The 22,372-nt window shown below is 59.8% G+C and carries 27 protein-coding genes; 11 read left to right on the plus strand and 16 right to left on the minus strand.

Translation table 11 applies throughout. The features are described 5' to 3' along the window. Positions 1-149 precede the first annotated feature (149 nt). The 4 genes from EJ576_RS20625 to EJ576_RS20640 all read right to left on the minus strand — a co-directional run bounded on the left by EJ576_RS20625 (position 150) and on the right by EJ576_RS20640 (position 3,435). Complete coding sequence (locus EJ576_RS20625; protein WP_003172956.1) at positions 150-341, minus strand: PLDc N-terminal domain-containing protein; 192 nt, start codon at positions 339-341, stop codon at positions 150-152. Between the two features lie 67 nt (positions 342-408). Next, positions 409-939, minus strand: a complete 531-nt coding sequence (locus EJ576_RS20630; RefSeq protein WP_122725749.1) for a hypothetical protein — start codon at positions 937-939, stop codon at positions 409-411. Between the two features lie 42 nt (positions 940-981). Beyond that, positions 982-1,497: an ankyrin repeat domain-containing protein gene (locus tag EJ576_RS20635; RefSeq protein ID WP_122725746.1), complete on the minus strand. Its 516-nt coding sequence runs from the start codon at positions 1,495-1,497 to the stop codon at positions 982-984. 111 nt (positions 1,498-1,608) lie between these two features. Beyond that, positions 1,609-3,435, minus strand: a complete 1,827-nt coding sequence (locus tag EJ576_RS20640; protein WP_126570979.1) for a long-chain-acyl-CoA synthetase — start codon at positions 3,433-3,435, stop codon at positions 1,609-1,611. 352 nt (positions 3,436-3,787) lie between these two features. Here EJ576_RS20640 and EJ576_RS20645 point away from each other — a divergent pair, with 352 nt between their 5' ends. After that, on the plus strand, positions 3,788-4,066 hold the full coding sequence (locus tag EJ576_RS20645) for a DUF3509 domain-containing protein (protein WP_010208870.1): 279 nt from the start codon (positions 3,788-3,790) through the stop codon (positions 4,064-4,066). Between the two features lie 60 nt (positions 4,067-4,126). Here EJ576_RS20645 and EJ576_RS20650 read toward each other — a convergent pair whose 3' ends face one another. The 4 genes from EJ576_RS20650 to aroC all read right to left on the minus strand — a co-directional run bounded on the left by EJ576_RS20650 (position 4,127) and on the right by aroC (position 7,398). Continuing rightward, entirely contained in the window at positions 4,127-4,396 is a 270-nt protein-coding gene (locus tag EJ576_RS20650; protein WP_095017060.1) for a response regulator transcription factor, read from the minus strand. Between the two features lie 212 nt (positions 4,397-4,608). Then, positions 4,609-5,139, minus strand: coding sequence for an acireductone dioxygenase (locus EJ576_RS20655; RefSeq protein WP_122725740.1), 531 nt, complete (start codon positions 5,137-5,139; stop codon positions 4,609-4,611). Next, on the minus strand, positions 5,136-6,296 hold the full coding sequence (locus EJ576_RS20660; protein WP_256656629.1) for an MFS transporter: 1,161 nt from the start codon (positions 6,294-6,296) through the stop codon (positions 5,136-5,138). Before EJ576_RS20660 ends, EJ576_RS20655 begins: the two co-directional genes overlap by 4 nt. A 10-nt stretch (positions 6,297-6,306) precedes the next feature. Beyond that, positions 6,307-7,398: a chorismate synthase gene (gene aroC / locus EJ576_RS20665; RefSeq protein ID WP_016976377.1), complete on the minus strand. Its 1,092-nt coding sequence runs from the start codon at positions 7,396-7,398 to the stop codon at positions 6,307-6,309. Between the two features lie 143 nt (positions 7,399-7,541). On the opposite strand from aroC, the gene EJ576_RS20670 reads away from it, so the two are divergent. Then, positions 7,542-8,504, plus strand: coding sequence for an alpha/beta hydrolase (locus tag EJ576_RS20670; RefSeq protein ID WP_123474419.1), 963 nt, complete (start codon positions 7,542-7,544; stop codon positions 8,502-8,504). 99 nt (positions 8,505-8,603) lie between these two features. Further along, positions 8,604-9,410, plus strand: coding sequence for a hypothetical protein (locus EJ576_RS20675; RefSeq protein ID WP_028617256.1), 807 nt, complete (start codon positions 8,604-8,606; stop codon positions 9,408-9,410). A 100-nt stretch (positions 9,411-9,510) separates the two neighbouring features. Here the strand turns inward: EJ576_RS20675 and prmB are convergent, their stop codons facing one another. Next, positions 9,511-10,419 carry a 50S ribosomal protein L3 N(5)-glutamine methyltransferase gene (prmB, locus tag EJ576_RS20680; RefSeq protein WP_016976374.1) on the minus strand — a complete coding sequence of 303 codons (909 nt, stop codon included), beginning with the start codon at positions 10,417-10,419 and terminating at the stop codon, positions 9,511-9,513. A gap of 239 nt (positions 10,420-10,658) precedes the next feature. Here prmB and EJ576_RS20685 point away from each other — a divergent pair, with 239 nt between their 5' ends. The 3 genes from EJ576_RS20685 (at position 10,659) to EJ576_RS20695 (ending at position 12,344) form a co-directional block, all read left to right on the plus strand. After that, on the plus strand, positions 10,659-11,249 hold the full coding sequence (locus tag EJ576_RS20685) for a cysteine hydrolase family protein (RefSeq protein WP_016976373.1): 591 nt from the start codon (positions 10,659-10,661) through the stop codon (positions 11,247-11,249). A 141-nt stretch (positions 11,250-11,390) separates the two neighbouring features. Continuing rightward, on the plus strand, positions 11,391-11,711 hold the full coding sequence (locus tag EJ576_RS20690; protein WP_028617257.1) for a hypothetical protein: 321 nt from the start codon (positions 11,391-11,393) through the stop codon (positions 11,709-11,711). A gap of 75 nt (positions 11,712-11,786) precedes the next feature. After that, on the plus strand, positions 11,787-12,344 hold the full coding sequence (locus tag EJ576_RS20695) for a Smr/MutS family protein (protein ID WP_122725735.1): 558 nt from the start codon (positions 11,787-11,789) through the stop codon (positions 12,342-12,344). 53 nt (positions 12,345-12,397) lie between these two features. Here the strand turns inward: EJ576_RS20695 and EJ576_RS20700 are convergent, their stop codons facing one another. Together EJ576_RS20700 and EJ576_RS20705 are read right to left on the minus strand one after the other, a co-directional pair. Next, entirely contained in the window at positions 12,398-12,586 is a 189-nt protein-coding gene (locus EJ576_RS20700; RefSeq protein ID WP_126570981.1) for a hypothetical protein, read from the minus strand. A 191-nt stretch (positions 12,587-12,777) separates the two neighbouring features. Then, positions 12,778-13,314 carry a zeta toxin family protein gene (locus tag EJ576_RS20705; protein ID WP_256656630.1) on the minus strand — a complete coding sequence of 179 codons (537 nt, stop codon included), beginning with the start codon at positions 13,312-13,314 and terminating at the stop codon, positions 12,778-12,780. Positions 13,315-13,496: 182 nt separating this feature from the next. Between EJ576_RS20705 and folE the strand changes: the two genes are divergently transcribed. Then, positions 13,497-14,042, plus strand: coding sequence for a GTP cyclohydrolase I FolE (folE, locus tag EJ576_RS20710; protein WP_019826593.1), 546 nt, complete (start codon positions 13,497-13,499; stop codon positions 14,040-14,042). 101 nt (positions 14,043-14,143) lie between these two features. Further along, a complete protein-coding gene (locus EJ576_RS20715; RefSeq protein WP_028617259.1) occupies positions 14,144-14,515 on the plus strand; it encodes a glutathione S-transferase N-terminal domain-containing protein in 372 nt (123 codons plus the stop codon). A 93-nt stretch (positions 14,516-14,608) separates the two neighbouring features. Here EJ576_RS20715 and EJ576_RS20720 read toward each other — a convergent pair whose 3' ends face one another. The 3 genes from EJ576_RS20720 to EJ576_RS20730 are packed head-to-tail and all read right to left on the minus strand — an operon-like array spanning position 14,609 to position 17,542. Next, a complete protein-coding gene (locus tag EJ576_RS20720) occupies positions 14,609-14,926 on the minus strand; it encodes a hypothetical protein (protein ID WP_028617260.1) in 318 nt (105 codons plus the stop codon). Further along, complete coding sequence (locus EJ576_RS20725) at positions 14,923-16,248, minus strand: acyclic terpene utilization AtuA family protein (RefSeq protein ID WP_122725731.1); 1,326 nt, start codon at positions 16,246-16,248, stop codon at positions 14,923-14,925. The genes EJ576_RS20720 and EJ576_RS20725 overlap by 4 nt, the downstream gene beginning before the upstream one ends. Position 16,249: 1 nt before the next feature. Continuing rightward, complete coding sequence (locus EJ576_RS20730; protein WP_016976366.1) at positions 16,250-17,542, minus strand: CitMHS family transporter; 1,293 nt, start codon at positions 17,540-17,542, stop codon at positions 16,250-16,252. Positions 17,543-17,667: 125 nt separating this feature from the next. Here EJ576_RS20730 and EJ576_RS20735 point away from each other — a divergent pair, with 125 nt between their 5' ends. Then, positions 17,668-18,552, plus strand: coding sequence for a LysR family transcriptional regulator (locus EJ576_RS20735; RefSeq protein ID WP_122725727.1), 885 nt, complete (start codon positions 17,668-17,670; stop codon positions 18,550-18,552). Here EJ576_RS20735 and EJ576_RS20740 read toward each other — a convergent pair whose 3' ends face one another. Both EJ576_RS20740 and EJ576_RS20745 read right to left on the minus strand, forming a co-directional pair. Further along, the gene (locus EJ576_RS20740; RefSeq protein ID WP_123474424.1) at positions 18,553-19,155 is read right to left on the minus strand and encodes a glutathione S-transferase family protein; all 603 of its coding nucleotides are present in this window, start codon (positions 19,153-19,155) and stop codon (positions 18,553-18,555) included. It abuts the gene before it with no gap. Positions 19,156-19,165: 10 nt separating this feature from the next. Further along, entirely contained in the window at positions 19,166-20,332 is a 1,167-nt protein-coding gene (locus tag EJ576_RS20745) for a PLP-dependent aminotransferase family protein (RefSeq protein ID WP_126570982.1), read from the minus strand. Between the two features lie 81 nt (positions 20,333-20,413). Between EJ576_RS20745 and EJ576_RS20750 the strand changes: the two genes are divergently transcribed. After that, a complete protein-coding gene (locus EJ576_RS20750; RefSeq protein ID WP_028617265.1) occupies positions 20,414-20,845 on the plus strand; it encodes a MarR family winged helix-turn-helix transcriptional regulator in 432 nt (143 codons plus the stop codon). 177 nt (positions 20,846-21,022) lie between these two features. Next, on the plus strand, positions 21,023-22,369 hold the full coding sequence (locus tag EJ576_RS20755) for an NCS2 family permease (protein ID WP_028617266.1): 1,347 nt from the start codon (positions 21,023-21,025) through the stop codon (positions 22,367-22,369). The last annotated feature ends 3 nt before the right edge of the window (positions 22,370-22,372 follow it).

Here is a 22,372-nt window from a genome sequence, read left to right on the forward strand (position 1 = left end):
GGCAGGGAAATAAAGCCGGCGAATTGTCTTGGATGGGATGTGAAAATTCTGTGCAGCGAATATTTCGATACACAAAATGAAATGAAGTGATAAGCCGTGGCCTGGCAGCTGTCGAGACAAGGCTCGAAGTTGCCAGGCTTGGCGTAAGCTCAGATGCGCACGTTGCCCCGCGGTCCGGCGATTGCCCAGATGATCAGCCCCAGCACCGGCAGCAGCAGGATCAACAGGATCCACAGCACCTTGGCGCCCGTGCTCGCGCCGCTTTTGAACACGTTGATGATCGCCCAGATATCCAGCGCCAGGATGATCAGCCCGATCAAGCCATTAAAAGTGGAACCCATGGTGTCGCTCCTAAGTGAGGGCATGCACTTGTAGGATAGTCAGCGCTGGCGGGGGTTCCGTTTTATTTCAGACGTGAACGGCGATCTTTAGCGCTTCCAGGGACGGCTCAGCCTTGATGCCGACTTCAGCGCACAGCGCCAGCACGCGTGGCAGATCGTTACCGTACACCAGCACGGCCTGAATCTCGTCATCCAACAGTTGACTGAAATTGAGCAGCACATAGCCACCGTCTTCCGGGCTCAGTGCACTCATCTGGATCTGGATGCGGTTCAGCGCGGTGAGGTCTTCGGTCTTCGCAAGCTGCTTAGGCTTGAGGTTGAATGCCACGCCCGGACCGAACGAGGCGACGATCTGCGCGAACAGGTCGCCGTAGGTGTCGGCCTGGAACAACACGGTTTCCGGCAGGCTGCCGACGACGACCCACTCCCCCAACGGAATCGGGAAGCTGTCGTCGTAGTTGATATCGGGGTTGGCCGCCAGAAACGCCACAGGGTCCGCGTAGGCCTGGGCCGCCTCATCGGCAATGCGCGCCACTTCGTCCTCGCTCATGACACCGGCGCTGATTTTGCTGATGAGTTCGACGAGGGCGGTTTTCATGGGTGTTGTCCTGTGGCGGGCGGGTTTTCGAGGGCGCGTAGCCTACACCAGTTTTTGCAACTTCGCCGCCGTATCCACTGCGCCCATGGTGTGTGCTGCCGCTAAAGCCGTTGCGCCTTGGGCATCAGTAGCCTTGGGGTTGGCGCCCTGGCCAAGCAGGTAGTCGAGCATTTCCACGCGGTTGAACATCGCCGCCATCATCAATGCGGTACGGCCATCGGTGGACGAGGCATCCACTGGCGCACCGCCTTCGATCAGTGCCTTGACCACCTCCAGGTTGCCCTTGAACGCCGCGCCAGCCATCGGCAACTGGTTCTTGTCGTTGGCAATCAGAGGGTCAGCCTTGAATTCCAGCAGCACTTTTACCGCATCGGCATGGCCGTGGTAGGCCGCCAACATCAACAGCGTGTCGCCATTGTGATTACGGAAGTTTGCCGGCAAGCCCTTGGCCAGTAGCGCGGCAAGCATAGCGGCGTCGCCTTTGCGGGCGACGTCGAATACCTGCTCGGCAAATTCTGCAGCTTCGTCATCGGTCATTTGTTTGGCTTGGTCTGACATGTGGGGCTCCTTGTCTGGTCCTTTATATGGCGCCCAGTGTCGCGAGGGAGTTCCCGCCTGTCATGGCTTTTTTGTCAAAAGGCGCCATAGCCAGAATCAATAACGCTGCTTTTAATAACGGAACTGGCCACCTTGGATCTGCGCCAACAATTGTCCCGTCACCGGCACATAGCAGTCCGAACCTGGCAACCAGGCGTAGACCGGGTCATTGCCCGCTTTTTCAGGGTCGAACGCCTCCTCCTTGAGCTTTACCTTCTGGTATTTGAACGTACCGGTGGTTTCCATCTTGACCTTGATACGCAGGAACAACGGCACCGCGTAGTGCGGCAACTGGCCGTGGGCGAATTGCAGCAACTCACGCATATCCAACGAGGCCAGGGATTCGCTCGGGGTGATGGCAACCATGCCGGCGCGGCCGTTGGTGTTTTCGATTTCCACACCGTAGGCCACCACTTCAGCGATCTGCGGGTGCTGCAGCAGCACGTTCTCGACTTCGGTCGTCGAGACGTTTTCGCCCTTCCAGCGATAGGTGTCGCCCAAGCGGTCGACAAATTGCGCATGACCGAAGCCGATGCTGCGCACCAGATCGCCGGTATTGAAGTAGCGGTCGCCCTTCTCGAATACGTCGGTGAGGATCACCTTGCGGTTCTTTTCCGGGTCGGTGTAACCGTCATAGGGCGACTTTTCATCGATCCTGGCCAGCAGCAGGCCTTGTCCACCCGTCTTCACTTTATGCATGAAGCCATCGCTGCCACGAATCGGCTCACCGCTGTCGTGGGCGTAGTCCACCAGCGCCCAGTGCTGAAGGCAAAAGCCGACGGTGTTATCGAAATTCAGAATGTTGGTGAACCCGATATTGCCGTCGCTGGCGGCATACAACTCGCAGACATGTTCAACACCGTACCGCGCCTTGAACTGCGCCCACACGCCAGGACGCAGGCCATTGCCGACCATCTTGGTCACACCGTGATCACGGTCGTTGAGGTTGGCGGGTTGGTCGAGCAGGTAACGGCACAATTCACCGACATAACCCAAGGTGGTCGCCTTGAACCGGCGGGCGTCATCCCAGAACTGGCTGGCGCTGAACTTGCGCCGGATGGCGAACCCTGAGGCCCCGACAATCGCCGAGCCCCAACACACGCAGAGGCCGGTGGCGTGGTACAGCGGCAAGGTGCAATAGAGGACATCGTCCGGGCCCATGTCCAAGGCGATGCTACCGAAGCTGACAGCGGTCTTGGTCCAGCGGCCATGTTTCATGATGCCGGCCTTGGGCAGGCCCGTGGTGCCGGAGGTGTAGATATAGAAGCAGGGATCGTTGAAGAAGATCTGCGCGGTGCTGGCCGGGTTGTCCACCGGGGCGTCGGCGCTGGTGGCCATCAGATCGCAGTACCCGTCAGGCAGCGAGCTGACCTGTTGGTCAGCGACAAACCAGGTGCGCTCGGCGGGAATTTCCACTTGATTGCGTACGGCCTCGTATGAAGCCACCAATTCCGCGCCCACCACAATCGCCGCCGGGCTCACCAGGTTCAGACTGTGCACCAGCGCCGCTTGGGTCTGCGCCGTATTGAGCATGGCGCAGATGCCGCCCAACTTGGCTACAGCCAGCACATTCAGCAGCAACTCGGGACGGTTTTCGATAAACATCGCTACCACATCGCCCTTGCGAATGCCCTGGGCCTGCAAGTGGTGGGCGATACGGTTGGCGGACTGGTTGGCTTGCGTGTAGGTGAGCACGCGGTCGGCGTACAACAAAGCGGCGCCCTGTGGATTGCGCAGGGTAGCTTGCTCGAAGTGCCAGCCCAGGCCGCAGGGCTGCTGAGGGTCGGTGACGTTGGCGGCACGCATGCCGCGCACCACCCGTGGCAGGGCGCGAACAATGGCAGGCACCTTACGCAGCATCATGCTCCAGGTGATCATGTCGTTTTGCGAATGGCTCATGGGAACGTCCTTTTTCTTATTCTTCGTAAACCTTGCAGGAAAGTACGTCAGCCTCTCTTCGGCTGTACACGCAGGATTTGAAAAGTTTTGTATCCCGATGAACGCCCGCTGAAAAAAGGAATTCAGCGACGCCGATGCAGTCTTTAGGAATAAGGGCGGGCCCGTTCGGCGCCGTCGAGCCACGCAAAATGCAGGATGCATGATGGCCATTCATGCAAATTGCACGAAACCGAAAATTTGTAATTTTTATATCTTATTGATTTATAACGATATTTTACAAAACCAATAGCTGGCACAATCACTGCACCTATCTCTCCATGCTTGCCAACTTGAGCCAATGGAGCTGATAGACATGAGCCTGATCCAAGATAAATTCGCTTCAGTATTCTCCAACTACGACGTCACCACCCAGCCACGTCCCGACGGCGGCATCCTCTTGACCCTGCGCAACAGCGAAGGCAAGCAGGTCAAGCGCTCCATCTCCTACCAGCAGCTGCACACGGCCGACCAATTGACCTGGGTGATCAGCGCCATCCGCCGCGACCTGGCTGAACAAGCCAGCGACCTGCCACAGATTTCGATGCTGCAAAGCCAGAACCGCTTTGCCCTGCCGACCTACCACTCGGCCTAAGCAGCAGATAAAGCAAAGGGCCGCGACACCCTAGGGTGTCGCGGCCCTTTTTCCATGTATTCAGCAAAGCCCCTTGCGCGCCGCTTCGTTCATTGCCTGGACACGGTTATTGACCTCCAACTTGCCGTAGATATTGCGCAAATGGAATTTCACCGTGGCTTCAGACGTGGCGCGTATCTGGCTGATCTCCCACACCGTCTTGCCTCCCGAGGCCCAGCGCAGTATTTCCAGTTCCGTGGGCGTCAGGCTCTTGCCCGCCAGATTAATGCGTCGCCTGACAGCGTTGGGCACCGAATACGGCGCCTGGAACGATTCCCGTGGGCCTCTCATTGGTTTCTCTCCATTTTTATTGACTGACGCCCTATCACCCTTCGGATTCCTCCTATTGACGGATGATATAAACGTTATTGCCGCAGAGAGTTACATAAGGCGTGGGATTAAAGCGTGCCCCCCACAATAAACAGCAAGACCCTACAGGAGCTTAAGCTTATTCCCACAACAACTTCCAACATGCAGGGGTTGAAGTTTCTGGTAGCTAGCGATTAATCATCCAAAGCGGGAAAACTGTGGGCAATATCGTCACCGGTGAATTCAGGAATCCACCCTTTCGCGGTATTGAATAAACGCAACGCCACGAAGTGCGGGTTATCACCCATGTCAAACCAGTGCGCCATACCGGCCGGGATCACCAGCAAGTCGTTTTTCTCGCAGCGTACGGCGTATACGTAATCGCCAATGTGCAGCGCGAACAGGCCCTGGCCGGCGAGGAAAAAACGCGCATCGTCTTCGCTGTAGCGGCGCTCATCAAGAAACTGCCCACGTAACTCGGCGTTCTGCGCGGGGTCTGCGGCATTCCTCAGCACCTCGGCGGCGCTGTAGCCGAGCTTATCGATCTGCGCCTGGCAGGCGGCGATCAGCTCGGCATCGCTGGCGCCCCGCTCGACCGAACCAGGCTGCCAGCGCTCAAAACGCACGCCCTGCTCGGCCAAGGTGGCGGCGATGTCCTCGAAATGGGTCAGGACCTTGTTCGGCGTATCCGGTGTAGCGACGGAGTAGACAGCGACATAGCTCATTGAAGGGTTCCTTGGTTCTGCTCTTGCAATCGAAAACCGATGATAACGGCGGCCACCAGGGCAGCGACGCTGGCGATGCTGAAGGTCAGGGCCGGCCCCAACAGGTTCCAACTGTAGCCTGAATACAGAGCGCCCAATGCGCCGCCAGTGCCGGCCAGCGCTGCATACAGCGCTTGGCCCTGGCCTTGTTGCCTGTCACCGAAACTGCGCTGCACAAAGGCAATCGCCGCCGCATGAAAACTGCCGAAGGTAGCGGCGTGCATCACCTGCGCCAGCAACAGCACCCAGAAAAATTCGGCAAACGAGCCCAGCAGCAGCCAGCGCAGTGCCGCCAGCAGGAAACTCGCCAGCAACACCCGGCGTACCGAAAAGCGCGAAAGGATGCGGCTCATGGCCAGGAACATCAGCACTTCCGCCACCACCCCCAGCGCCCATAACATCCCGATCACACCACGGCTGTAGCCCAAGTGTTCGAGGTGCAAAGTGAGAAAGGTGTAATACGGGCCATGGCTCATCTGCATCAGCGCCACGCAGGCATAAAACGCCAGGACGCCGGGGCTGCGCAGTTGCTTGAGAAAACCATCACCTGCCAGACGATTGCCGTGGCTGGCAGGCTGCGCATTCGGCACCCACAGGCTGGCACTGATGATGCCGGCCATGATCACCACGACCACCACCGGGTAGATGTCCAGGCTCAGCCAGTCGAACAGGCGGCCCATGATCACCACGGTGAGAATGAAGCCGATGGAGCCCCACAGGCGGATCTGGCTGTAGCGCGAGGTCTGTTTTTGCAGGTGCGCAAGGGTGATCACTTCAAACTGCGGCAGTACCGCATGCCAGAAGAACGCATGCAGCGCCATGACCAGCGCCAGCCAGGCGTAAGTGTGGCTGATAAATATCAGCGAAAAACTCGCCAGGGTGCACACCGCGCCGAACCGCACGATGGCCAGGCGGCGGCCGGTGTAGTCGCCCAGCCAGCCCCACAGGTTGGGCGCCAAGCAGCGCATCAGCATGGGGATGGCAACCAGCTCGCCGATGCGCGCGCTGGAGAACCCCAGGTGGTCGAAGTACAGCGCCAGGAACGGCGCCGTCGCCCCCAGGAGGGCGAAGTAGAAGAGGTAGAAGCTGGAGAGGCGCCAGTACGGAAGGGCTGTCACAGCCGAACCGTCACAGCTGGCCCAGCACCGGCGTACTAACGCGAACATCGGCATTCTGCCCACGGTTGCGCAGCAGGTGATCCATCAACACGATGGCCATCATTGCTTCAGCGATCGGTGTTGCACGGATGCCGACGCACGGATCGTGGCGCCCCTTGGTGATCACGTCCACCGGGTTGCCGTGCACATCAATCGAACGGCCCGGCGTGGTGATGCTCGACGTCGCCTTGAGCGCCAGGTGCGCCACAATCGGCTGACCGGAAGAAATGCCACCGAGGATGCCGCCCGCGTTGTTGCTGAGGAAACCTTCCGGGGTCAGCTCGTCGCGGTGCTCGGTGCCGCGCTGGGACACACAAGCGAAGCCGGCGCCGATTTCCACGCCTTTCACCGCGTTGATGCTCATCAGCGCATGGGCCAGCTCCGCGTCGAGGCGGTCGAAGATCGGTTCGCCCAGGCCGGGTTTCACGCCTTCGGCAACCACAGTGATCTTGGCACCGACGGAGTCCTGATCACGGCGCAACTGGTCCATATAGGCTTCCAGTTCCGGCACCTTGTCCGGGTCGGGGCTGAAGAAGGCGTTGTCTTCCACGCTGTCCCAGGTCTTGAACGGGATTTCAATCGGGCCCAACTGGCTCATGTAGCCACGGATCACAATGCCCTGGGTCGCCAGGTATTTCTTGGCGATGGCACCGGCCGCCACGCGCATCGCGGTTTCGCGCGCCGAGCTGCGGCCGCCGCCACGGTAGTCGCGCTCGCCATATTTGTGGTGGTACGTGTAGTCGGCGTGGGCCGGGCGGAACAGGTCCTTGATCGCCGAGTAGTCCTTGGACTTCTGGTCGGTATTGCGGATCAACAGGCCGATGGCGCAACCGGTAGTGCGGCCTTCGAACACGCCGGACAGGATCTCGACTTCGTCGGGCTCCTGGCGCTGGGTGGTGTGGCGGCTGGTGCCGGGCTTGCGGCGGTCGAGGTCACGCTGCAGGTCTTCCAGGGACAGCTCGAGGCCGGGCGGGCAGCCGTCGACAATGGCGACCAACGCCGGGCCATGGCTTTCGCCCGCGGTGGTGACAGTGAACAGCTTGCCGAAGGTATTGCCGGACATGCAGGGCGCTCCGTGAAATCAGTTGAATCAAGTCAACCGTAATAACTTAAGGCGGCCAGTATACGCAGGCTAACCGAGTAGTTCATCCTCGAAACCTTAGCGGTAGACCTTGGTCCAACCGGCACCTCTCTCTTGATGGCGCGATGATGCTGCGAGTTCTGCTTTTGACCCTCACCCTGTTTTCCAGCCTAGGCTTCGCCGCCTCCCCTGTGGTGCTGCAACGGCCTATCAGCCTGGACACCGGTAGCGGCGAGCTGTTTGGTTCGCTCTTGCTGCCCAAATCCGACAAGCCAGTACCGGTGGTGCTGATCATCGCCGGTTCCGGCCCGACCGACCGCAACGGCAACAGTGCCGACGGCGCGCGCAACGACAGCCTCAAACGCCTGGCCTGGGTGCTGGCGCGGCATAACATTGCCAGCGTGCGCTACGACAAGCGCGGCGTGGCGGCCAGCCTGGCGGCGACACCCGACGAGCGCAACCTGACCCTGGACGCCTACGTCGCCGACGCCGTGGCCTGGGGCAAATTGCTCAAGTCTGACAAGCGCCTGGGCCCGCTGATTGTGCTGGGCCACAGCGAAGGAGCGTTGGTGGCGGCCCTCGCCGCGCCGCAATTGGACCCGGCGGGCGTGGTCTCGCTGTCCGGCAGCGCGCGCCCGGTGGATCAAGTCATCCGCCAACAGTTGGCCGATCACCTGCCCCCTGCCCTGCTGCTGCGCAGCAACCAAATCCTCGATCATCTCAAGGCCGGCCAAGTGGATGCGGATGTGCCTGGCCCGCTGGAAGGCATTTTCCGACCCAGTGTGCAGCCGTATCTGATCAGCCTGTTCCGTGCCGATCCTTCGGCAGCCTTTGCCAAATTGAACATGCCGGCACTGATCATCCAGGGCACCAACGATATCCAGGTCGGTGTGGGCGATGCCCAGCAACTGAAAAAGGCCAAGCCCGACGCGCAGCTTGTGCTGATCGAGGGTATGAACCACGTGATGCGCATCGTGCCCAACGATGTGAAACAGCAATTGGCCTCCTACAACGACCCACAACTGCCCCTCGCCGCCGAGCTGGGCAACCGCCTGGTGCGCTTTATCGGCGGACTTCAACCCCGTTAAGCGACAATTTGCCTCCAGTCCTGGGGAAAACGGCCGATAAGCCCAAAGTCGACAGTAAAAAGACTGTCGACTCGCTGGGCTTGGACAGGATCGCGCCGCATGACAACCACAGAAGCAACACCGGAATCCACCGCCGACACCCCGGCTGACAAAACCGAGGCCGTCGACGCGGCGCCCCTGCCGTGGGCGGATGTCCAGGCTGAGCATTTCAAAATGCTGCGCCTGGCGCCCCTGGCCACCGACCGTGCCACCGGCGTGCGGCCGTTGCGCTTCGTGCAGTTCGGCTATGCCGAGCGCAACGACAAACACCACAGCCTGTTGCGCATGGTCATCCAGTTGCCCGGCCAGCGCGTGCGCCGTGAACAGAATCACCTGGATATCTGGGTTGATCACGATAAACATCGCGTGCACTTCGGGCCCGGTAATAGCCTGGAAATCGAACCAGCCAACCGTGGCATCGGTCGTTTCCTGGTGGCCCAGGGGGCCGCATGGGCGAAAAAGAAATGGTCGCACTATCGCCTCGACGGCGTTGACCTGGCCAACAAGGACGCACTGAACGAAGCCACCCGCCTGCGTCGCGATCACTTCTTGCGCATCCAGGGCTTTGATGTGGCTTATGCCGATGTGCAGCACCTCAAGGGTAATGTGCAGCCGGGCAAGGTCAGTGATGTGCTGGACAGTTGGAACACTGAAAAAGTGCAGTTCGTCGAGATTCTGGAAGCGGCGCAGATGCTGCAACAGGCCGAGCAGAACCTGTTGGAGCAGGAAGTGAAGCTGCGCAAGGAAGAGGAAAAGGTCACCAAGTTCAAGCGTGAGGACAGCGGGCTGCGCTTTACCATCACGTGCCTGGTGGCGTTTACAGTGTTTCAGGCGGGGTTGTTGATCTGGATTGCTACACACCGCTAATCCAAATGCATGATTAATTCTCCTGTAGGAGCCCGGCTTGCCGGCGATGGCGCCTGTAAGATCGCAATCGCCGGCAAGCCGGGCTCCTACAAGGTGTGCGTCACACTCGGGCAGCGAAGACAGCCTGATGCTGACGGCACTGCTCGGCCGTCAACATGAACACCCCGTGACCGCCGCGCTGGAAGTCCAGCCAGGCAAAGTCCACTTCCGGGTACAACGCCTCGACGTGCACCTGACTGTTACCCACTTCAACAATCAGCAAACCCTTCTCGGTGAGGTGGTCCGCCGCCTCGGCCAGCATGCGCCGCACCAGGTTCAGGCCATCATCGCCACACGCCAGGCCCAGTTCCGGTTCGTGCTGGTATTCGTCAGGCATATCGGCGAAGTCTTCGGCATCCACATACGGCGGGTTGGACACGATCAGGTCAAAGCGCTGGCCCGGCAGGCCGTCGAATCCGTCACCCTGCACGGTGTAGACACGTTCATCGACGCCATGGCGTTCGATGTTCTGGTTGGCCACTTCCAGGGCTTCGAAGGACAAGTCCCCCAGCACCACTTCGGCGTCCTGGAACTCATAGGCGCACGCGATACCGATGCAACCGGAACCGGTGCACAGGTCGAGGATGCGTGCCGGTGGCTGCGCCAACCAGGGTTCGAAGCGGTTTTCGATCAGTTCGCCGATCGGTGAACGCGGGATCAGCACGCGTTCATCGACAATAAACGACATGCCACAGAACCAGGCCTCGCCGATCAGGTAAGGTGTCGGCACGCGTTCGTGGATGCGGCGATGCAACAAGCGTTGCAGGTGGGCGACTTCCTCTTCTTCCAGGTTGCAATCAAGGTAGCTGTCGGCAATTTCCCACGGCAAGTGCAAGGCACCGAGCACCAGTTGCCGGGCATCGTCCCAGGCATTGTCGGTGCCATGGCCAAAAAACAGGTCTTCCCCATGGAAACGGCTGACAGCCCAACGGATATGGTCGCGCAAGGTGCGCAGGCGGGAAGTGGTCACGGGGGCAAGCTCCTGGAAAAAACGACTGGCGATTCTAACAGCCTTCACCTGTACCGACGATGTACGAAAACCCGTCGCCATCCGTCGGATTTCATCCAAATTGCCATCATTGTGTTAAACAGGCCCACCTCTTGACATGGCTGCACGTCAACAACGGCGTACCTTACGATGGTAGCGATTCACAGAACCGCTCAGCCAGTGGACAATGTCGCAAAAGCCCCCCTCACAGGAGCCCCAGAATGTCCGTTCCAAAGACGATGTTTCAACTCAGCGGTCGTGGTTACGCAGCAGCGAACCTCAGCCATGCGACCCTCGTGATCATCGACGCCCAGAAGGAATACCTCAACGGCCCGCTCGCCCTCTCGGGCATGGACGCGGCCGTCGGCAACATCAAGCAACTTGTGTCAGCCGCCCGCAACGCCGGGCGCCCGATCGTGCATGTACGTCACCTGGGCACCGTGGGTGGTCTGTTCGATCCACAGGGCGAGCGCGGCGAATTCATTCCGGGCCTTGAGCCTGAAGGCGACGAAACCATCATCGGCAAGCTGCTGCCCAGCGCCTTTCATGGCACCGGCCTGGAAAAACACTTGCAGGACCTCGGTTCCCTGGACCTGATCGTCTGCGGCTTCATGAGCCACTCCAGCGTCAGCACCACCGTGCGCGCCGCCAAGAACCTAGGCTTTCGCTGCACCCTCGTGGAAGACGCCTGCGCCACCCGCGACCTGCCTTACAAAGGTGGCATCCTCAGCGCCGAGCACGTGCAGCAAACCGAAATGGCCATCATGGCCGACAACTTCGCCACCCTGGCGTTGACCAAAGATCTGATCTGATCGACCTTCAGATGAGCGGCGCGGCCTGTTTACGGCCCCGCTCATCCGCAAAGCCCTTTCATTTGGCGCATTTAGCCCTCGCCCCGGAACAACCTGTGTATTGTCCGGTCGAAGGGCCGATACCCTGGAGGAAAGGTCGGAATGAAGATATCCGATGGTTTTGACGCTCGTCGCTTGCGCCCCAAGGGCCCGAGCAACTGGCGTCTGCGCCTGGTGGCCGGCATTGCCGCGTTGCTGGCGATAGTTGGTTTACTGTTGGCCGGCGCTGGTGGCGCCGGTTTGTTTGGTCACTCGCCGGCCCTTGGTGAATTGAATGCCAGCCCTGGCGGCTCGGCGATTCTGTTGGTGATCGGGCTGCTGGTGCTGTGGTTGGGCGTATGGTTATGGCGGCGCAGCCGTCGGAAAATGCGTCAGCCGTTGTCGCTGAACATCGCTTCACACCTGATGAAAAAGCACGACTGATGGCGCTTGGATAGCGTTTCCTGCGCCCTGGCCGCCGCGATTTAGGTAAACTGCCCGCCCTTCGCGGAGGCCAACATGCAAGACGACGACTTTTCCCTGTTCAAAAACGAGCTGCGCGGCGTCAAGCCGATCAAGCACGACCGCGCCGACACCGGCAAACCCAAGGCCGACCGGGCGCAGATCGCCAAGCTGCGTCAGGCCGCGACCGTGCGCACCGATGCCGCCACCGTGGATGGCCTGTCGGACCAGTTCGTGATCGACGTCGGCCCCGAAGACGAGCTGATGTGGGCCCGCGATGGCGTGCAGGAAAGCCAGATGCGCAAGCTCAAGGCCGGCCAGATCCCGTTCGAAGGCAGCCTTGACCTACATGGCATGAACGTCGAAAAAGCCCGGGAAACCCTGTGGGCCTTCCTGGCTGAAGCCACCAAGTTCGAAATCCGCTGCGTACGCGTCACCCACGGCAAGGCTGTGCGGCTGGACGGCAAGCGCCCGATGATCAAAAGCCACGTCAACACCTGGCTGCGCCAGCATGCCCAGGTGCTCGGCTTTACCTCATGCCAGGCCCGCCACGGCGGCGCGGGGGCGGTGTATGTGATGCTCAAGCGTACGATGATGGAAGGGCGCGATGAGTAGACATGAAAAAGCCCAGCGCTAAGGCTGGGCTCTTTGTTCGGGGAGCTGGATTTCTAGTTACTACTAAACTCCCTTGATTTTTTTTCTTTCGCTAAAGAAATCAAGGCTTTTTGCATCGTAATCGCCGTATTGGCGGCGCTCCGATACACCGCCCGTTTTTCCTCTACCGAACAGTTCCGGAAAAAATCTGACATAGTCGTCGCTGGATAGCTTTCTACTGCGTCCGTGATTTCGCCTTTCATAAGGCTGCTCCAGTCAAAATTTTCTCAAGTTGATCTGGATGGTGGGGCTGCCTGACCAACTCGTCAATTTCCTCGGCTGAAAGGTCAATGCCGATTTCTGCATCGCCACCGTCTGTGTCCTTGATCAACACGTCGACTTGAAGACGCCCCTGAAACTCGCGCTTTAACTGGCAAACCGTCGCCTTCGATGCTTAGAACTGACGAGCGAACTCATTGCAAGGGATATTCCGCCCTTCGATAGCCTCCCGTGCCAACACAAACTCCCATGCCAGCTCGGGCTTTTGATAAACGTAAATGACTTGAGCCGTTCGATTGCCTTTATCGAGCGCGCGTTGAATATTCTTTCTGGCCACATCAAGATTCGCGAGTGTCCCATCCAGAAGAAACGACTGGCGCTGTTGATAAACCAGATCGAGGGTCCGTTCAACGATAACGGTTACACCCCGCTGAAAAAGACTCGAGTTCCCACCTGTGTATTCCGGGAAATACGCCCTAAAGTCGTCAGGGTCGATCCGAAGAGCTGTGGCGCCACTCGCTTCCATCAAGCGAATAAAGGACTTCGAAACCTCTGTCTTACCTGCGCCTGGGGAGCCAGCCATGAATACTGATACCGGAAATTCGTCAGCCGGATACCTTTTCAAGCAGGCCAATTGCCGGGCTATTCGTGTCCGATTTTCCTTGGCAAAGAGCACTGCACGCTCAGAAATGCTTCGTTCCAATGGTGTCATCACGTCCCCCTCAACGGAGGCCGACTCTAACATCGGCATCGCCCAGGAATACAACTGTCGGCGCACCTACGCTACTATATGCGCCAATCACCGGCGCTCAATGCGGTATCCGCGCTGAAAAACGCTTCACATTGGTACAGGCATACACCGTACCGTTCTGAAACCCATACGGAAACAGTCCTGTGACATTGGAACAAAACTACACCGCGATCCTCGGCCAACTCGGCGAGGACGTTTCCCGCGAGGGCCTGCTCGACACGCCAAAGCGTGCCGCCAAGGCGATGCAGTACCTCTGCCGCGGCTATGAGCAGACTCTGGAAGAGGTCACCAACGGTGCCTTGTTCAGCTCCGACAACAGCGAAATGGTGCTGGTCAAGGACATCGAGTTGTACTCGCTGTGCGAACACCACCTGCTGCCGTTCATCGGCAAGGCGCACGTAGCCTATATCCCGAGCGGCAAAGTGCTGGGCCTGTCCAAGGTTGCGCGGATTGTCGACATGTACGCGCGCCGCCTGCAGATCCAGGAAAACCTCAGCCGCCAGATCGCCGATGCGGTGATGCAGGTGACGGGTGCCCTGGGCGTGGCCGTGGTGATCGAAGCCAAGCACATGTGCATGATGATGCGCGGTGTGGAGAAACAGAATTCGTCGATGATCACTTCGGTGATGCTGGGTGAGTTCCGCGAAAACGCGGCCACACGCAGCGAATTCCTCAGCCTGATCAAGTAACAGGCTGTGTACAAAAAAACCGGCGTTCATCGCCGGTTTTTTTTCGCCTGCAAAATTGAGGTAAGCTGCGGCCCCTTCTTCATGGGCAAGAGGTTTCAGCCATGTTCGTCAAAGCACTTCGAGTGGGCCTCGGCCACGTCATCATCGCGGGCGACTTTCTTACCCGCCCACGCAAAAAGCAGCGTTCCGCCGAGCAACAGGCACAGGTGAATGCAGCGGCCAAAGAGCTGACGCTGTATCAGTTCCACGCCTGCCCGTTCTGCGTGAAGACCCGCCGCACCCTGCACCGCCTGAATGTGCCCGTCGCGCTGAAAGATGCGAAGAATAACGACCAGGACCGCCAGACCCTGCTGGAGCAAGGCGGCAAGATCAAGGTGCCGTGCCTGCGTATCGAAGAGAATGGCCAGACCACCTGGATGTATGACTCCAAGGTGATCATTGATTACCTCGATAAGCGTTTCGCAGCAGTCTGACAGCCCCCCACCTGTAGGAGCCCGGCTTGCCGGCGATGGCGTCCGTAAAATCGCCGTCTGGCGTTGGGGCCTCATCGCCGGCAAGCCGGGCTCCTACAGGTCGTTGATATCCAGATCCAGCAGCGCCGACCCTAGGCATTTGCCATGCGCATCCAGCGCCAGCGAGCGGGTGACGCCGCCGCGCAGGATGCCCGGCAACACGAAGTTCAGCGCCTGCACATTCGGCAATTCATAGCGCCGTACAGGCGCCGCGCCCGGCTCACGCAACCCCGCGAAAAACTCGGCCACGCGCTCGGCCGTCAATTGTTCGCAGAGCAGTGGGTAGTCCTCGACACGATAAGCAATGATCGAAATGTTCGACGTGTCGCCCTTATCCCCTGTGCGGGAATGGGCCAGCATCTGCAGCTTCATGCTTCGATCCTCGGGTTGACCTTATCGCGCGGCAGCAACAACGACGCTACCGCCACCACCTGACGCACGCTTTTGCTGGCGCCGCCGCCGCCCGACGGGCCGTTGGTGTAGAGGGTTTCCACTTCATTGCCCACCCGAACCGCCTCACCGCGCTCCTCACAGCGAGCCGCCACGCGCAGGCGCACTTCCCAAGGCTCGACCGTGCTGCGCGGACCGTGGAGCGAGTCCATGCCGATCAACTCAGCACGCACGTCCTGCATCTTCACGCCCATCAGTTCAAGACGCTTGAGGACGACATCCCGAGCCAGCTGCGCCCGTGCGACAGCGCCGGGACCGCCGTAGGACATCTGCCCTTCCCCTATCCAACCGTCCAGATAACCGACACTGACCTTCAACTTTTCGGGGCGCGCAAGGCCGTCTGCACCTCGGGCACGCACGCGGTCGACGCTTTCCTCAACGAAGCTCACTTGAGAGAAATCGGCAGTCACGTCAGGCGTGAGGTACGCCGCCGGGTCGTGCACTTCATAGATCAGCTGTTCAGTGCAGGTCGCACGGCTGACCCGCCCGCCGGACCCACCCACCTTGGTAATCACCGCCTCACCGTCCTCAGCGATCTCGGCCAAGGGGAAACCCAGGCGCGCCAGCTCCTCCACATCCTTGAAGCCAGGATCTGCGAAATAGCCGCCGCTGACTTGCCCGGCGCATTCAAGCAAATGCCCCACCAACGTGCCGCGCCCCAGACGCTGCCAATCGTCCGCTGCCCAACCGAATGCAAACATCTGCGGTGCCAGGAACAGCGAGGGGTCAGCCACACGCCCGGTGATCACCACGTCCGCATCGGCCTTCAACGCCTGCAGAATGCCGTCGACGCCCAAATAGGCATTCGCGGAAATCAGTCGTGCGCCCAAGGAACCGACCGTCTGGCCGTTATCCAGCAAACACTCGGGCTGCAACACGCTCAACACATCATCGCCGACGACAGCGACCACCTTGAGATCAAGGCCCAATTCTTTGGCGATTCGCCGCACCTCACTGGCCGCTGCCACCGGATTGGCCGCGCCCATATTGGTAATCACCCGCAAGCGACGACGCCCGGCTTTCACGCCAACGAAAGGCAACACGCGGCGCATACGCTCACTCAACAGCGGGTCGTAACCGCCCTCTGGATCGCTGATTCGCGCCTGTTGCGCCAAAGCAATCGTGCGTTCGGCCAGGCATTCGAACACCAGGTAATCCAGGTCGCCCCGCTCGGCCAGTTCCACGGCAGGTTCGATACGGTCGCCGGAATAGCCGGCGCCGGAACCGATGCGCAAGGTTTTCATCTCAAATAACTCCCAGGAGCAACGCGGTCAGGGTCATCAACACCGACGCGGCAAACAGAAACGGAATGGTGAAGCGCTGGTGATCGGCCAGTTCGATCTTGCACAGGCCCACCAACAGGAAGGTCGCGGGGGTCAGCGGGCTGACCGGGAAGCCAGTGGTGTGCACACCCAGCAACGAGGCCTGGGCTACTTGCAGCGGGTCGACGCCCAGGGCCTTGCCGACTTCGGCGATTACCGGCATCACGCCGAAATAGTAGGAATCCGGGTCAAACAGCATGCTCAGTGGCATGGAAATGAAGCCCACCACCGCCGGGATCAACTTGCCGTGGCCGGCCGGAATCTGCGCCACCGCGACTTCGGCAATCGCCTTGAGCATGCCGGTGCCCTGCATGATGCCGGTGAACACCCCGGCGGCGAGCAGGATGCTGGCCATGGTCAGGGCGGTTTTGGCATGGGCGTCGATGCGGGCACGCTGGGCGTCGACGTTCGGGTAGTTGATGCACAGCGCCACCACCGTGCCGAGCATGAACATCACCACCGGATCGACCCAACCGGCAATCATCACCACCATCACCAACACGGTCAGGATCAGGTTGACCCAGAACAGGCGCGGGCGACGCAGCTTGATGTCATCGTCACTCAGTACCCGTTGCGGCACCGCATCCACGGTGGAGCCAGCGCCGAGGCCCAGGCGTTTCTCTTCGCGACGGCCGAGCCACCAGGCACAGGCGAATACAAAGATCAGGCCAACAATCTGCACGGGGATCAACGGTTGGAACAGGTCCGCCACCGGCACGTGCAGAGCCGCAGAGGAACGCAACACCGGACCGGTCCACGGCAGAAAGTTGACCCCGGCGGCCATCGCGCAAACACAAGCCAGGATGCGTTTATCGATGCCCAGCCGTGTATACAACGGCAGCATCGCCGGCACCGTCACCAGAAAGGTCACCGCGCCGGAGCCATCCAAATGCACCAGCAGCGCCAGGGTCGCGGTGCCTACGACAATGCGTGTAGGACGCGTGCCTACCGTGCGCAGGATGCGATCAATGATGGGGTCGAGCATGCCGGCATCGGTCATGATCCCGAAAAACAGGATCGCAAACACAAACATGCCCACCACGGGGGCGACGTTCTTGATGCCGGTGATGATGAAGGCGCTGGTTTGCAGGCCGAACCCGCCAAGCAGCGCGGCGATGATCGGCAGGGCGATCAGGGCCACCAGTGGCGAAAGGCGTTTGCTCATGACGGCAGCGAGCAGGCACAGGATGGTGATGACACCCAGGGTAGCGAGCATGGGTTACTCCAGAGCGGCCTTGGTGGCCGGTTATTGTTTTCCCTGGAGTATTGGAAGCGGGTTAATCTTTGTAAATTGGAATATTCACCCGCTAGTGTTCGGAAAAACAAAATGAAGCTGCGCTCATGAAAAACAGCATCCAACACATCCAGGCTTTCCTCGCCGTCGCTCGCACCGGCAGTTTCACCAAGGCCGCCAACGAGTTGCACCTGTCGCCCTCTGCGCTCACCGTACAGGTGCAACAGCTGGAAGACTGGCTCGGCGTCGCCCTGCTCGACCGCAGCCCGCGCCATGTCAGCATCACCGCTGCGGGCCAGGACGCGCGCGGCCCCATGGAAAAACTGCTGCTGGACCTGGACAACATCGTCACCGGCTCCCGCGACCTTGCCGCCCTGCGCCGAGGCGTGGTCACTATCGCTGCCCTGCCCTCCGTATGCGCCGGCACATTGCCGCCGGTTCTACGCGTGTTTCGCGAGCGCTTTGCCGGGATCGAAGTGCGCCTGCATGACCTGGTGGCCCATCGCATTCATGCCCAAGTGCGTTCCGGCGAGGTGGATTTCGGCATCGGCGTGCGCGCACGGCTCAGCCACGGCCTGGAATTCGTGCCGGTGTTGAATGATCGCTTGTGTGCGTTCGTGCCGGTGGACCATCCACTGACCCGCCATCGCACACTGACCCTGGAACAACTGGCAGACCAGCCGATCATCCTCACCGGTCGCGACAGCAGCGTGCGCGAACAAGTGGATGCGCTGTTCGATGAAACACGCCTGACAATGAACGCCGGCATGGAGGCCAACTACATGTCGACGGTGCTGGCACTGGTGCGTCAGGGGTTGGGGATCAGTCTGCTGCCAGAGTCGGCGGCGGACAGCCTGGAAGGATTGAAGCGTATCCACATCGATCATCCCGGCGTGAACCGGGAGATCGGGTTGATCAGTCGCAGCGGGATGGGCCTGAGCCCGGCGGCGCAGCGGTGTTTCGAGTTATTGAGCAACGAATTGCGCGGGTGATCAATCGAGCATCGGCACATGCTTGGGATGGCTGGCAACACGCTTCAACCACGCCTGCACCCCCGGATAAGCATCCAACTCAAAACCACCCTCATTCGCCACATGGGTGTAAGCATACAAGGCCACATCGGCGATGGAGAACTGATCGCCCACCAGGTACGGCGTCAGCTGCAATTGGCGCTCCATGACCTTGAGCGCTTTGTAACCGCCCTTGTGCAGCTTCTTGTATTCCTCCAGGCGATCCTCGGGCAACCCCAGGTAAAACTGGATAAACCGCGCCACAGCAATGTACGGCTCGTGGCTGTACTGCTCGAAGAACTGCCACTGCAGCACTTGCGTGCGCAGGCGCGGTTCGGACGGAAGGAATTCACTGCCATCGGCCAGGAAGTTGAGAATCGCGTTGGACTCCCACAGGCAGGTGCCGTCTTCCAGTTCCAGCACGGGGATCTTGCCGTTGGGGTTCTTCGCCAGGAATTCGGCGGTCTCGGTGTCACCCTTGAGGATGTCCACATCCACCCATTGGTATGGGATGCCCAACAGGCTGAGCATCAATTTGATCTTGTAGCAGTTGCCCGACTTGTAATCGCCATAAACCTTGTACATGGGGCTCCCCTTATGCCGCTTGCGCGTGCTGTGCTTGACGGACAACCGCGGCCAGGCGCTTGAGACCTTCGTCGAGGCGGGCCGGGTCGATATGGCTGAAATTGAGCCGCAGAGAACCATGATGTTGGTCCGGCTCGGAAAAGAACGGTTCACCGGGCATGAACGCGACATTCTGTTCCAGCGCTTGCGCCAACAAGGTGCGGGTGTCGAGTGGCTGTTTCAAGGTCAGCCAGAAGAATAATCCACCTTGGGGCACTTGCCAGTCGGCCAGATCGGCGAAGTGACACTTTAGCGCCGCCTGGAATGCATCGCGGCGCTGGCGGTAAAAACTACGCAGTTCCACCAGATGCCGTTGGTATTTTTCGCTGCCGATCCACTGCATCGCCTGCCATTGGCCAACACGATTGGTGTGCAGATCGGCCGATTGCTTGAGCTTGAGCAAGTGCGGGAACAGGTCCGGGCTGGCGATCAGGTAGCCGACGCGCAAACCCGGCAACAGGGTCTTGGACACGGTGCCGGTGTAGATCCAACTGGCTTTTTTCAGGCGCCCGACGATGGGTTTGGCGCTGCCGCCGTCGAAGGTCAGTTCGCGGTAGGGCTCGTCTTCAATCAGAGTGACGCCGAATTCATCGAGCAGCGCAGCGACGGCTTCGCGCTTGGCTTCGCTGTAGCGTACGGCGGACGGATTCTGGAAGGTCGGGATCAGGTAGATGAACGCCGGGCGATGGCGTTCGAGGTTGGCGCGCAACGCGGCCAGGTTAGGGCCATCGGCTTCCAGTTGCACGGTAAGACAATCGGCACCGAACAGTTGGAAGATCTGCAAGGCGGCCAGGTAAGTCGGGCCTTCCAACAGAATCTGCGTGCCTTTGTCGATGTACAGCTTGGCCGCCAGGTCCAGGGTTTGCTGGGAACCGCTGACCACCAGCACCTGGCTGGCCTGGCACGGCACGCCGAGTGCACGCGCTTCGGCGGCAAGCAATTCGCGCAACTGTGGCTCGCCTTCGCTCATGCCGTATTGGCCGATGTTGATGGGCATGTCGTCCCAGTTCAGCGCAGGCAGCATGGCTTCGGCCGGCAGGCCACCGGCGAACGACATCACTTCCGGGCGCTGGGCCGCCGCGAGGATTTCACGGATCAAGGAGCTTTTGAGGCGCGTAACACGTTCAGAGAAGGCCATAAGGTCACCGGTAGCGAAGCCTGTGGGAAATACGTCAAACTGGTTGACCGAAATTACGACGACTCACACGGATACGTCAATATGCTTGACCTTAAAAATCCCACCGCCCAGCAAACAGCCATGGAAGCGTTCTTCTTCGGCTACCAGGCGTTTACCGCCAAGGCCGATGAAATGCTGGAGCGCCGTGGCCTGAGCCGGGTGCACCAGCGCATTGTGTTTTTTATCGCGCGCTACCCGGCCTTGAGCGTAAAGGAACTGCTGGAGTTGCTCGGTGTGAGCAAGCAGGCGCTGAACATGCCGCTGCGCCAATTGCAGGAAATGCACCTGGTGAACAGCGTTGCATCCGAGACCGACAAACGTAAACGCCTGCTGGAATTGACCGACGAAGGCCTGCGTTTCGAGCAATCCCTGCGCCGTGAACAGGTGAAACTGTTGCAACGCGCGTTCAGTGAGGCGGGCGAAGAGGCAGTCACAGGATGGTTGGCCGTCAATCAGGCATTGAGCGCGAACTAGCCCTTCACACCGCTATTCGAAAACATTATTTGCTTTATTTGTATACAAAAGCATAATTCGCCTCGTGCGAGTTCCTGACCTATTGGTCAACAAAACCCGCCAGTACCTCAAAGCGCTGTTGCCCACACCCGTGACCGGCGCTGGAAATAACAATAAAACTCTTGAGGAGTACTCGCTGTGGATAGCCGCAAATCCGAAGCCCCGACGCTTGACCTTGCCCCCTCACAGAACGGCTGGCTGGAACGCCTGTTCAAACTGCGCTTGCATGGCACCACAGTGAAGACCGAGCTGATCGCCGGCCTTACCACCTTCATCACCATGGCGTACATCATCTTCGTCAACCCCAACATCATGGCCGACGCAGGCATTGACCACGGCGCGGCATTTGTTGCCACCTGTATTGCCGCCGCGCTGGGTTGCCTACTGATGGGCTTGTATGCCAACTGGCCGGTGGGCCTGGCGCCGGGCATGGGCCTGAACGCGTTTTTCACCTACACCGTGGTCGGCACCATGGGGTACACCTGGGAAACCGCGCTGGGGGCGGTGTTTATCTCCGGCGTGCTGTTCATGGGCCTGACGCTCTCGCGAGTGCGTGAATGGTTGCTCAACAGCATTCCCGTCAGCCTGCGTCATGCCATGGGCGCGGGCGTGGGCCTGTTCCTAGGGGTGATCGGCCTGAAAACCGCCGGCATCATCGTCGACAGCCCGGCCACGCTGATCAAGCTCGGTTCACTGCATGAACCCGCGCCACTGCTCGCGGCCGTGTGCTTTCTGCTGATCGCCATCCTCAGCTACCACCGTGTGTTCGGCGCGATCCTGATCAGCATTATCGCCGTGACGCTCGCTGGCTGGGGCCTGGGCTTGGTGCATTACAACGGCATGATCTCCACCCCGCCGAGCCTGGCGCCGACCTGGATGGCCATGGACATTAAAGGTGTATTCAATGTCAGCATGATAAGCGTTGTATTTGCATTTCTTTTTGTACACATGTTTGATACCGCAGGTACACTGATGGGCGTCGCGCAACGGGCCGGGTTGGTCAATGCCGAGGGCAAGATCGATAACCTCTCCCGTGCATTGAAGGCCGACAGTGCCTCCAGTGTGTTTGGTGCGATGGTCGGTGTGCCGCCTGTCACCAGCTATGTGGAAAGTGCTGCTGGCGTGGCCGCTGGCGGTCGCACCGGGCTCACCGCCGTGACCGTGGGCGTGCTGTTTGTGGCGGCGATGTTTTTTGCACCGCTGGCCGGCATGATCCCCGCATATGCCACCGCCGGTGCGCTGATTTACGTTGCGATGCTGATGATGGCGAGCATGGCCCATATCAATTGGGACGAAGCCACCGACAGCATTCCCGCGATCGTCACGGCAATCATGATGCCGCTGACGTTTTCGGTTGCTGACGGTATTGCCTTGGGCTTTATCACGTACGTGGCGCTCAAGGCCGGCACTGGCAAGTACCGTGAGATTTCCGTCAGCCTATGGGTGCTGTGCGCGATCTTTATCGCCAAATTCATATTTCTATAAAGG

The sequence above is a fragment of the Pseudomonas sp. C 49-2 genome (assembly GCF_003970195.1).
In the GTDB taxonomy this organism is placed as follows: domain Bacteria; phylum Pseudomonadota; class Gammaproteobacteria; order Pseudomonadales; family Pseudomonadaceae; genus Aquipseudomonas; species Aquipseudomonas canadensis.

What these genes read in the sequence shown, in the direction of transcription:
- EJ576_RS20685 (WP_016976373.1), top strand. Translation starts at nt 10,659, where the DNA reads ATGTCCGTTCCAAAGACGATGTTTCAACTCAGCGGTCGTGGTTACGCA.
- EJ576_RS20635 (WP_122725746.1), bottom strand. Translation starts at nt 1,497, where the DNA reads ATGTCAGACCAAGCCAAACAAATGACCGATGACGAAGCTGCAGAATTT.
- EJ576_RS20645 (WP_010208870.1), top strand. Translation starts at nt 3,788, where the DNA reads ATGAGCCTGATCCAAGATAAATTCGCTTCAGTATTCTCCAACTACGAC.
- EJ576_RS20720 (WP_028617260.1), bottom strand. Translation starts at nt 14,926, where the DNA reads ATGAAGCTGCAGATGCTGGCCCATTCCCGCACAGGGGATAAGGGCGAC.
- EJ576_RS20675 (WP_028617256.1), top strand. Translation starts at nt 8,604, where the DNA reads ATGACAACCACAGAAGCAACACCGGAATCCACCGCCGACACCCCGGCT.
- EJ576_RS20750 (WP_028617265.1), top strand. Translation starts at nt 20,414, where the DNA reads ATGCTTGACCTTAAAAATCCCACCGCCCAGCAAACAGCCATGGAAGCG.
- EJ576_RS20640 (WP_126570979.1), bottom strand. Translation starts at nt 3,435, where the DNA reads ATGAGCCATTCGCAAAACGACATGATCACCTGGAGCATGATGCTGCGT.
- EJ576_RS20690 (WP_028617257.1), top strand. Translation starts at nt 11,391, where the DNA reads ATGAAGATATCCGATGGTTTTGACGCTCGTCGCTTGCGCCCCAAGGGC.
- EJ576_RS20625 (WP_003172956.1), bottom strand. Translation starts at nt 341, where the DNA reads ATGGGTTCCACTTTTAATGGCTTGATCGGGCTGATCATCCTGGCGCTG.
- EJ576_RS20670 (WP_123474419.1), top strand. Translation starts at nt 7,542, where the DNA reads ATGATGCTGCGAGTTCTGCTTTTGACCCTCACCCTGTTTTCCAGCCTA.
- EJ576_RS20730 (WP_016976366.1), bottom strand. Translation starts at nt 17,542, where the DNA reads ATGCTCGCTACCCTGGGTGTCATCACCATCCTGTGCCTGCTCGCTGCC.
- EJ576_RS20630 (WP_122725749.1), bottom strand. Translation starts at nt 939, where the DNA reads ATGAAAACCGCCCTCGTCGAACTCATCAGCAAAATCAGCGCCGGTGTC.
- EJ576_RS20725 (WP_122725731.1), bottom strand. Translation starts at nt 16,248, where the DNA reads ATGAAAACCTTGCGCATCGGTTCCGGCGCCGGCTATTCCGGCGACCGT.
- EJ576_RS20735 (WP_122725727.1), top strand. Translation starts at nt 17,668, where the DNA reads ATGAAAAACAGCATCCAACACATCCAGGCTTTCCTCGCCGTCGCTCGC.
- EJ576_RS20715 (WP_028617259.1), top strand. Translation starts at nt 14,144, where the DNA reads ATGTTCGTCAAAGCACTTCGAGTGGGCCTCGGCCACGTCATCATCGCG.
- EJ576_RS20740 (WP_123474424.1), bottom strand. Translation starts at nt 19,155, where the DNA reads ATGTACAAGGTTTATGGCGATTACAAGTCGGGCAACTGCTACAAGATC.
- EJ576_RS20695 (WP_122725735.1), top strand. Translation starts at nt 11,787, where the DNA reads ATGCAAGACGACGACTTTTCCCTGTTCAAAAACGAGCTGCGCGGCGTC.
- EJ576_RS20655 (WP_122725740.1), bottom strand. Translation starts at nt 5,139, where the DNA reads ATGAGCTATGTCGCTGTCTACTCCGTCGCTACACCGGATACGCCGAAC.
- EJ576_RS20745 (WP_126570982.1), bottom strand. Translation starts at nt 20,332, where the DNA reads ATGGCCTTCTCTGAACGTGTTACGCGCCTCAAAAGCTCCTTGATCCGT.
- aroC (WP_016976377.1), bottom strand. Translation starts at nt 7,398, where the DNA reads ATGTCCGGCAATACCTTCGGCAAGCTGTTCACTGTCACCACCGCGGGC.
- EJ576_RS20700 (WP_126570981.1), bottom strand. Translation starts at nt 12,586, where the DNA reads ATGAAAGGCGAAATCACGGACGCAGTAGAAAGCTATCCAGCGACGACT.
- EJ576_RS20705 (WP_256656630.1), bottom strand. Translation starts at nt 13,314, where the DNA reads ATGACACCATTGGAACGAAGCATTTCTGAGCGTGCAGTGCTCTTTGCC.
- EJ576_RS20650 (WP_095017060.1), bottom strand. Translation starts at nt 4,396, where the DNA reads ATGAGAGGCCCACGGGAATCGTTCCAGGCGCCGTATTCGGTGCCCAAC.